Origin of the sequence: Nitratireductor pacificus pht-3B (assembly GCF_000300335.1) — a bacterium.
Lineage (GTDB): Bacteria > Pseudomonadota > Alphaproteobacteria > Rhizobiales > Rhizobiaceae > Nitratireductor > Nitratireductor pacificus.
The window spans coordinates 55592-64378 of sequence record NZ_AMRM01000026.1 but is presented as its reverse complement, the minus strand read 5'-3'; the positions used below and the strand labels follow the sequence as shown (position 1 = coordinate 64378).

Here is an 8787-nt window from a genome sequence, read left to right as displayed (position 1 = left end):
CGTCGCCCGGGAAGTCGTAGGACGAAAGCAGCTCGCGGACCTCGAGCTCGACCAGCTCCAGGAGCTCCTCGTCGTCCACCTGATCGACCTTGTTCAGGAACACCACGATCGCCGGAACGCCGACCTGGCGGGCGAGCAGGATGTGCTCGCGCGTCTGCGGCATCGGGCCGTCGGCGGCCGAAACCACCAGGATCGCGCCATCCATCTGCGCAGCACCGGTGATCATGTTCTTCACGTAGTCGGCGTGGCCGGGGCAGTCGACGTGGGCGTAGTGACGCGCATCCGTCTCGTATTCCACATGCGCCGTCGAGATCGTGATGCCGCGTGCCTTCTCTTCCGGAGCCGCGTCGATCTGGTCATAGGCGCGGAAATCGCCAAAATACTTCGTGATCGCAGCCGTCAAAGACGTCTTGCCATGGTCAACGTGACCAATCGTGCCAATGTTCACATGCGGCTTCGTACGCTCAAATTTACCTTTGGCCATCTCAATTTCCCTTGGGCGGCGTGGAGTGTTTGGGTTTTTGATGCGCGGCGATTACCGACAAAGCCGCCAAATTACAAGCCCCTTTACGGCATCGACGCCGAACCGGCGCCCGTGTCGCTCCGGCGGGACGCAGGCGAGACCGGTCCCCGCCGCATGGCCTGCCGCAGCATCGCCGGGACGATGACCTTGTGAAACGGCAGAACCGCCGTCAGATAGGCCCGGCCGAGGAAATTGTGCGTCCTGACGACGGTGGCACTGGAGATCCGCGTTCCATGCGGCATGGCGGGCTCGGTCTCCAGGATCAGCCGAAAGTCGAGATGGCGGTCGTCGCTGCCGAGAACCATGCGCTCCGGCGACCGCTCCAGGATGGGAAACCAGTTGCCTTCAGGCGCCGGACCGCCCTCGCCTTGCATCCGCGGCCGCGTCTTGAGGCCGAACGGCGCCACGAGGCGGTCGCGCAGCGTCATCAATCCGCTGATCCACCGGGGCGTGAAGGAGAACATGCGGCGCGCCGCTTCCTCGGCCCCGATGGTTTCTTCCGGAAGAACCAGGGAGAACCGGTCGGCAAACTGCGCGCCCGGCAGGACGCGCGCGATCTCGGCTCGGGCAGGATCGACTGACGGCATCGCAGCAACTCCCGTGGTCGGTGCGGAACAACGAAGACGCCGGACCATAGGTCAATCCGCGAAACGGCTCCAGCGCCTTGACGTCGCAGCCCGGACATCGGGATAAGGCCATTGCGGCCCCTTATCGCAGGCGTTTGTCGGGATCCGGACTCGCGCCGCATCCCATCCTGCCCTATGCATCTGACTGACAAACCTTCCGGGCGGCCGGCATGCCGGAACCATCATCCGCGCCCGGTCGGCCAGTGCTCCCTTCTTCGGCGCCGGAAAGCCGGCCGAAGGGAAATGGACAGGATCCACTCAACCGGAGAGCAGGACCATGAACGCCGATCCAGAACCCGTGAACCCCGAGATTTCTTCGCTGGCGGGGTGCAAGACATGCCGGAGATGACCGCCATCGAGACCGTCTTCACCCCCTGGCAGTCCCTCGCCGGCGGCGCGCTGATCGGAGCGGCGGCCGTGCTGCTGATGCTGACGCTCGGACGGATCATGGGCGCCACGGGGATTCTTGCAGGCATCGTCGTACCCGCGTCGCGCAGCGAGGCCGGCTGGCGGCTGGCATTGCTGGCCGGCATGATCAGTGGACCGCTCGCCGTGCTGGCGGTTACCGGGCGGATGCCCAGCGTCGAGGTGCCCGTCTCCCTGCCAATGCTGCTTGTCGGCGGCTTCCTTGTGGGGATCGGCGTGACCTACGGGTCGGGCTGCACCTCGGGGCATGGCGTCTGCGGCATGGCCCGCCTGTCCCGCCGTTCCATCGCCGCGACCCTGACCTTCATGCTGACCACGGCTGCGACCGTCTACGTCGTCCGCCACCTTCTCGGGGCCTGAACCATGCGTCTCCTGATCGCCTATCTCGTCGGCCTCGTCTTCGGCGCCGGCATTTCGCTCTCCGGCATGGCCAATCCGGCCAAGGTGCTCAACTTCTTCGATGTGGCGGGCACCTGGGATCCCAGCCTTGCCTTCGTCATGGGCGGGGCCGTGGTCGTCGCCTTCATCGGCTACCGCCTTGTGCTGAAACGCCCGGCACCGCTGATCGGCGCGCGGTTCCAGATCCCCGAAAATCCGCGCATCGACACGCGCCTGCTCGGCGGCTCGGCCCTGTTCGGCGTGGGCTGGGGCATTGCCGGCTTCTGCCCGGGCGGCGCGCTGCCGGCGCTCGGTACGGGCCGGGTCGAGGTCTTCGTCTTCGTGGCCGCGCTGATCGGGGGCATCCTCGTCGCGAAAGGGCTGATGGCCGCGAGCGGTGCGCGCGCGGCCGAAGCCGCGCGGCAGGGGAAATAGCAGGCGACCATCCAGACGATCAGCGCGCCAAGGCGCCAGGGCACGGATGACAGCCGGATCGGCGGGTCATGGAAGCCACGGAACGCGGGAGGCTACTCGTAGCGGTCGTGGCGGCGCACCCAGTCCATGCCGCTCGCCTCATTGCGGCCTTTCGGGGCGAGATCGAGCATGTCGTAGGTGCCCATCATCACCTCGACCCCGCGTCCGTAGGTCGAATAGGTGCGAAAAACCTCGCCCGCATCGTTCTTGTAAAAGGCGCTGACACCGGGCCATTCCTCGCCGGTTTCCCGCCATTCGCCGAAATTGTAGTCGATGTCTCCGCTGGAGACCTCTTCGGGCGTGAAGCTGACGCGGAAGTCGTGGTTGAAGTCGTTGTCGAAGGACGACACCCATTTGAACTGCCAGCCCATGCGTTTGCGGTATCGCTCGAGTTCGGCGAGCGGCGCGCGCGAGACGGCGATCATGGTAACGTCGTGATGCGACAGGTGCTTGTTCATGCCGTCGGTATGATCGGCCATGTAGGAACAGCTGGGGCAGCCTTCCTTCCATCCCGGCGCGAACATGAAATGCTGCACCAGAAGCTGTGACCGGCCGTCGAACAGATCGGCGAGCGTGCGCGGACCTTCCGGCGTGTCGAACACGTAGTTCTTGTTGATCCGCGTCCAGGGCAAGGCGAGCCGCTCGCGGGCGACCTTGTCGCGAAGACGCGTGAGCTCCTTCTCCGCTTTCAGAAGCGCCTTCCGGGCGATCAGCCAGTCATTGCTTGAAACAACAGCGTGTTGCATCGTCAGTCTCCTTCGGTTTCAGTGCTGGGGCGCTGCAAATGCACGGAAAGGAGCTTCATCCACGGCGACAGGTGAAAGAGGCTCATCAGCGCGTACATCAGGGCCATGTCGTTGATGGGGATGAAAGCCGGGACGGCGGAGCACATCGTCATGCCCGTCGCACCGGTGGCGGAAATCCATGCCATCACGGCGAAGGTCGGTGTGGCCGCGAGCCCGAGCCAGCGGGACGCATCGAGCGTCGGCCTGTGCGACGAAGCGACCTCTTCCGTTGCTGTGCATGTCGTCATGTCCGCTTCTCTCATCAAGTGCGCCGTTTCCGGCAATTGCAATGCAGGAACGCTAACCCGGGCGGAGGACCGAGTGAGAGTTACAAGTGTGACGGGATTTCAATGGACCCTCTGATCATCGCCGCTGCGCGCGCACTTTCGGCCGGTGACCCCCTCGCCGCGCTGAAAAGGGTCGCATTGCGCGATGATCCGCCGTCCGTGGCGTTGCGCGGCATCGCGATGGCGCAGCTCGGCGACCTGCCGCGCGCCAGGGAGCTTCTGCGTGCCGCGGCGCGCGACTTCGGCCAGAAAGACCCCGCGGCCCGGGCGCGCTGCGCCGTTGCCGAAGCCGAAATCGCCCTTGTTTCGCGTGATCTGGGCCGCGCCCTGGAGACGCTTAACACGGCGCGCACGGCGCTCGAAGCGTCCGGCGACAGCAGGAACGCCGCTCACGCGGGCTATCTCGCGGCCCGATACCTTCTCCTGATCGGACGCATCGATGAAGCCGAAAAAATGCTCGGCGCGTTCGATGCCCGCGCCCTGCCGCGCGCTTCGCAGGTCGGGCGTGAGCTGGTGGTGGCAGGCATAGCGATCCGCCGCATCAGGACTGCGCCGGCAAGAGCCGCCCTGGAACGGGCACGACTGGCAGCGGCAGGCACCGGCATTCCGGCGCTCGCGGCCGAGGTCGAGCAGGCGGTCCGGGCTTTCGGGGCGCCAGCCGCCCGCTTCGTCGCCCGCGGTGCAGAGCGGCCGCTCCAGCTCGAAGAGGTCGAAACGCTGTTGGCTTCCGATACGCTTGTGGTGGACGCCTGCCGGAACGTGGTGCGTGCAGGCGCAACGACTGTCTCTCTCGCCACCCGGCCGGTTCTGCTCGCACTGATGCGCGCCCTTGCGGAGGCATGGCCGGATGATGTGGCGCGGGAAACGCTTCTCAAGCGTGCTTTCCGGGCACGGCATGCCGACGAGACGCATCGCGCGCGGCTGCGCGTCGAGATCGCGCGGTTGCGCGGGGCGATCAAGCCGCTGGCCACGCTGAGCGCGACCAGGGAAGGCTTCGTCCTGCGACCTCGGGCCACCGGAGGCGTTGCGGTGCTGGCACCTCCCGTGGAAAGCGACCATGCCGGGGTGCTCGCTCTTCTCGCAGATGGAGAAGCCTGGTCGAGCTCGGCTTTGGCGCTGGCCTTGAGCGTAAGCCCGCGCACGGTGCAGCGGGCACTCGAGGATCTTGCCCGCGGCAGCAGGGTCGAGGCCTTCGGGCGCGGGCGCGCGCGCCGCTGGATCACGTCGAGCGTACCGGGTTTCCCGACAAGCTTGTTGCTCCCCGCCGCGGACATTCTCGGCTAGGATGAAGTCATGAAACATTCAGCCGCCGAAATCATCCGCGAGTACGGCCCCTTCCCCGACGTGGACGACGTGGCAGGGGTCAGCTTCGATGGCAGTCAGGTCTGGTTCGCAACCGGCAAAAGGCTGAACGCGCTCGATCCCGAAAGCGGGGAGATCGTGCGTTCGCTCGAGGCTGCCGCCCATGCCGGGACCGCGTTCGACGGCGAACACCTGTTCCAGATCGGGGATGCCGTCATCCGCAAGATCGATCCCAGGGACGGCAAGGTCGTCGCCACCATACCGGCGCCCGGAGATGGCGAGGATTCGGGGCTGGCCTGGGCGGAGGGGTCGCTCTGGGTCGGGCAGCATCGCGGCCGCAAGATTCATCAATTGGATCCCGAAACCGGAGACGTGCTGCGCACGATCGAATCCGATCGGTTCGTCACCGGTGTCACCTGGGTCGATGGCGAGCTTTGGCACGGCACCTGGGAAGACGGCAGAAGCGACGTTCGCCACATCGACCCGGAAACAGGGGAAGTGCTCGAGCGGTTAAGCATGCCGCCCGGAACCGGCGTGTCGGGGCTCGAATCCAACGGCGGCGATCGCTTTTTCTGCGGAGGCGGGAACAGCGGAACCGTGAGAGCCGTTCGTCGGCCGGGCCGGGACGTCACCTGAACGGTCGGGCAAGGCTGCCCGCCCCGGCGAGTGATCATTTCCCCGCAGCGCAGCTCCGGATCGATCGATTGAAGACGAGAGCTTTGCCAAACGCAGGTGCGAGGCGACGGCGGATCCCATTGTTGCTTCGTATTTATGCGGGTGACAGGTAATTTCGCCTCATCGCAAAATGCTCTAGCCATCATGTCCAAGCGGTCGTCGTGACGGTCACGTCGAAGCTTCAGCATGCCGGCAGATTCTGCTTTCGGGGCAGGCGGATGCCGGCGAAAAAGAGAGGACATGAACGATGACGAAGACGATTTTCGTGAGCCTGCCGGTCACCGACCTGGCCAAATCCGAAGCGTTCTACGGGGCGCTCGGCTTCACGAAGAATCCGCAGTTCAGCGATGAAAGCACAGCCTGCATGGTCGTCTCGGAGGCGATCCATGTCATGCTGATGACGCACGCCACATGGCGGACCTTCACCGATCGCCCGATCCCGCCGGCCACGTCCAGCGAGGTCATGCTGGCCTTGTCGTGCGACAGCCGGGAGGCGGTTGATGCGATGAATGAGGCGGCAGTGGCGCACGGCGGAACCGCCGACATCAACCCGGTCAAGGATCTCGGCTTCATGTACAACCGCAACCTCGCCGACCCCGATGGTCATGTCTGGGAGGCGGTGTTCATGAGCATGGGCGACATGCCGACCGCGTAGTCCCGCCACGTCCGTACGGACGCACAAAGGACGATCTGAATCATCTTTGGAGCATCGGAAGAACCGGAAACCGATTCCACCTTCCGGTCCGATGCCGGCGACGATCAGCCAGGCCGGGAAAGGACCGCTCCCGGCCACGGAAGCGGTCCTTTTTCCAACGGACGGTTGCCGCGCTGTGGACGTTTGCAAAATCCGAAGCCTAAGATAAGCGGGCCTGCAGGGCGTCGATCTCCGTCTCCGCGAAAACCTCGATCCCCTCTTGCCGGAGAAGCGCGGCCGTCACGCCCGCGCCGACATGCTTCCGGCCGGCGAACGCTCCGTCATAAATGAAGCCGCTGCCGCATGACGGGCTGCCGTCGATCAGCAGGGCAAACCTGCACCCATGCTCACGCGCCAGGTCCAGGGCTGCGCGGGCGCCAGCAACGTACAGGTCCGTCACATCCGCGCCGGTCGCCTCGACGACGCGCGCGCCGTCCGCAAGAACCGCCTCGCCCGACTGGCCCGCCGCGATCTCGGCCGGGGGACGCGGCACGCTGAAACCGGCCGTCAACTCGGGGCAGATCGAAACGAGCCTTCCCTCGCGCCGCCATTGTTCCAGCGCCGGATGCGTCACGGTCTTGGCTGATCCATTGTAGCGGACAGGTCTGCCGAGAAGACACGCGCTGACCAAAATCTTGTCGTCCATCGCTCCGTCCATATCCACTCGACAGCCGCCGGAATCCGAAAGCCTGCAACAACCGGGTTCAGGTTTGCGAACTTGTGGCGCGTGTGTTTTCGAGAGGCACCCACCCCGTCGCGCCGTCGGAGATGCGGGTTGCCCATAGCCCGCCGTTAAGCTGGCGCGCGCCGCGCAGCAATTCGCCTTCCACGACATCCAGCTCCCGGTTGGTGAAATCCTCCAGCATGGTGCCGAACCTATCCGCATGGCGATCGAGTATCTGCTCCGGTACGAAACCGGCTTCCTGCCCCGGAACGGAACAGAGATACCAGTCGGGCCAACCTTCGGGGCCGTCATACAGTTCGCCGACCGAAACCCAGTCCCCCTTCTTCAAGGCCATCGGTTCGGGGAACTCGCTGACATGCGGCAGGGTGACGATATAATTGTGGCCCGACTTCATGGATGTTCCTCTGCATGGTGAGACAGCACGGCGGTTCGGCTGAAGTCGGCCAGTTCGTTCCACGCTGCCCGTCGCTCCGTCATCCATGCCGTAGCATGGACCGCGTCAGGTGTCCCGCAGACGAAGGATGAATCTGGGCGCGTCCCCGGTTCTCCGGAGATGTGGCCGCTACCCCCCTACGAAACCTAGGAATCCAGGAAAGCGTTCGGTCGTATCGGCACCCATTGGCACGCGCCATTGACACGCCAAGCCGATTTCATCGCGAAAAACAGCAATTTCAATTGGATAACCTGGAGCGGGTAGCGGGAATCGAACCCGCATATTCAGCTTGGAAGGCTGCTGCTCTACCATTGAGCTATACCCGCCGGGTTCGCTTCGCCTGGCTTCCGTGAACGGTGGTGGAGGGGGCTGGATTCGAACCAGCGTACGCATAGCGAACGGATTTACAGTCCGTCTCCTTTAACCACTCGGACACCCCTCCGTCATACCGCCGGAAGCCGTGCGATGTGTCGCGAAACGCGAAGCGGGCGAAGCCGCCGGTCGTTTTCCGCGATGGGCCTTATGGCGAGGCGGCAGGGTGCTGTCAACAGCCCGTCGGCGATCCGCGGCGAAAAACTTCCGTCCGCGCGAATGCGTTTCCACTTTTCCGCGCCGCGCTCTATAGAAGCGCGATGAGCGACGATCGAGATTCAAAGACCCCGAAGGACAGCCACTACGCAAGGCTGCGGCGGGCGCACCGCGAGCGCACGCAGGAAACGCGCCGCGACGGGCGCGCGCCGAGACCGGGACAGAAGCCACAGGCAGCCGGCGGTCCGGAGGACGGGCTGGTGCGGCTCTACGGCCTGCACACAGTACGCGCCGCGCTCGACAATCCGCGCCGCGTCATCCGCCACATGCGCGTCACGCGCAACGCCGCCGCGCGCCTTGAACTGGGCGATCCCGCCGCCCTGCCCTTTCCCGTCGAGATGGTCGAGCCGCGCGACATCGACCGTCTGACCGGGCCGGACGCCGTGCATCAGGGCGTGCTGCTCGAAGCCGAGCCGCTCGCGGCGCGGCCGCTCGGCGATCTGGAAGGCGCCGCGCTGGTGCTCGTCCTCGATCAGGTCACGGACCCGCACAATGTCGGCGCCATCATGCGCTCGGCCGTCGCCTTCGGCGTCAACGCGCTGGTCACCACCGCACGCCACAGCCCGGCCGAATCGGGAGTTCTGGCGAAAGCGGCATCGGGAGCGCTCGAACACATCGACCACGTGACGGTCCGCAACCTTGCCGCCACCATCGAGGAACTGCAGGCGGCCGGCTTTCAGGCCATCGGTCTCGATTCGGACGGGCCGGACAAGCTCGAGGCGACCTTCGAGGGCGAGCGCATCGCGCTGGTCCTGGGCGCCGAGGGCAAGGGCCTCAGGCAGAAAACCCGCGAAACGGTATCCGCCCTCGCGCGGCTGGACATGCCGGGGCCGATCCGCTCGCTGAACGTTTCCAACGCCGCAGCGGTCTCACTCTATGCGGCGCGCCTGCATTTGGCGGAGCGGCGCTGA

General features: G+C 65.4%; 12 protein-coding genes and 2 tRNA genes. 6 read left to right on the top strand and 8 right to left on the bottom strand.

Going from position 1 to position 8787, the window contains the following annotated elements; translation table 11 throughout:
- Nucleotides 1–484: GTP-binding protein (locus tag NA2_RS18920; protein ID WP_008598797.1), on the bottom strand; the 484-nt coding region annotated here is incomplete at its 3' end.
- A gap of 83 nt (nucleotides 485–567) precedes the next feature.
- Nucleotides 568–1110: a DUF2867 domain-containing protein gene (locus NA2_RS18915; RefSeq protein WP_008598794.1), complete on the bottom strand. Its 543-nt coding sequence runs from the start codon at nucleotides 1108–1110 to the stop codon at nucleotides 568–570.
- A 375-nt stretch (nucleotides 1111–1485) separates the two neighbouring features.
- Between NA2_RS18915 and NA2_RS18910 the strand changes: the two genes are divergently transcribed.
- A complete protein-coding gene (locus tag NA2_RS18910; RefSeq protein WP_008598792.1) occupies nucleotides 1486–1935 on the top strand; it encodes a YeeE/YedE family protein in 450 nt (149 codons plus the stop codon).
- Nucleotides 1936–1938: 3 nt separating this feature from the next.
- Complete coding sequence (locus tag NA2_RS18905) at nucleotides 1939–2388, top strand: DUF6691 family protein (protein WP_008598790.1); 450 nt, start codon at nucleotides 1939–1941, stop codon at nucleotides 2386–2388.
- Nucleotides 2389–2480: 92 nt separating this feature from the next.
- On the opposite strand, the gene NA2_RS18900 is transcribed toward NA2_RS18905, so the two are convergent.
- On the bottom strand, nucleotides 2481–3173 hold the full coding sequence (locus NA2_RS18900; RefSeq protein ID WP_008598788.1) for a DUF899 domain-containing protein: 693 nt from the start codon (nucleotides 3171–3173) through the stop codon (nucleotides 2481–2483).
- 2 nt (nucleotides 3174–3175) lie between these two features.
- Nucleotides 3176–3460, bottom strand: a complete 285-nt coding sequence (locus NA2_RS18895; protein ID WP_040678607.1) for a hypothetical protein — start codon at nucleotides 3458–3460, stop codon at nucleotides 3176–3178.
- Nucleotides 3461–3562: 102 nt separating this feature from the next.
- Here NA2_RS18895 and NA2_RS18890 point away from each other — a divergent pair, with 102 nt between their 5' ends.
- The 3 genes from NA2_RS18890 (at nucleotide 3563) to NA2_RS18880 (ending at nucleotide 6131) form a co-directional block, all read left to right on the top strand.
- On the top strand, nucleotides 3563–4783 hold the full coding sequence (locus NA2_RS18890; RefSeq protein ID WP_008598785.1) for a hypothetical protein: 1221 nt from the start codon (nucleotides 3563–3565) through the stop codon (nucleotides 4781–4783).
- A gap of 9 nt (nucleotides 4784–4792) precedes the next feature.
- Nucleotides 4793–5437: an NHL repeat-containing protein gene (locus tag NA2_RS18885; protein WP_008598783.1), complete on the top strand. Its 645-nt coding sequence runs from the start codon at nucleotides 4793–4795 to the stop codon at nucleotides 5435–5437.
- A gap of 286 nt (nucleotides 5438–5723) precedes the next feature.
- Nucleotides 5724–6131 (top strand): VOC family protein, encoded by a 408-nt coding sequence (locus NA2_RS18880; RefSeq protein WP_008598780.1) that lies wholly within the window; start codon nucleotides 5724–5726, stop codon nucleotides 6129–6131.
- A 199-nt stretch (nucleotides 6132–6330) separates the two neighbouring features.
- Here the strand turns inward: NA2_RS18880 and NA2_RS18875 are convergent, their stop codons facing one another.
- The 4 genes from NA2_RS18875 to NA2_RS18860 all read right to left on the bottom strand — a co-directional run bounded on the left by NA2_RS18875 (nucleotide 6331) and on the right by NA2_RS18860 (nucleotide 7730).
- Nucleotides 6331–6816: a 2-thiouracil desulfurase family protein gene (locus NA2_RS18875; protein WP_008598779.1), complete on the bottom strand. Its 486-nt coding sequence runs from the start codon at nucleotides 6814–6816 to the stop codon at nucleotides 6331–6333.
- A gap of 58 nt (nucleotides 6817–6874) precedes the next feature.
- Entirely contained in the window at nucleotides 6875–7249 is a 375-nt protein-coding gene (locus NA2_RS18870; RefSeq protein WP_008598778.1) for an SH3 domain-containing protein, read from the bottom strand.
- Nucleotides 7250–7540: 291 nt separating this feature from the next.
- Nucleotides 7541–7614, bottom strand: a tRNA-Gly gene (locus tag NA2_RS18865).
- A 31-nt stretch (nucleotides 7615–7645) separates the two neighbouring features.
- Nucleotides 7646–7730 (bottom strand) — tRNA-Tyr (locus NA2_RS18860).
- A gap of 190 nt (nucleotides 7731–7920) precedes the next feature.
- Here NA2_RS18860 and NA2_RS18855 point away from each other — a divergent pair.
- Nucleotides 7921–8787, top strand: coding sequence for a TrmH family RNA methyltransferase (locus NA2_RS18855; RefSeq protein WP_008598777.1), 867 nt, complete (start codon nucleotides 7921–7923; stop codon nucleotides 8785–8787).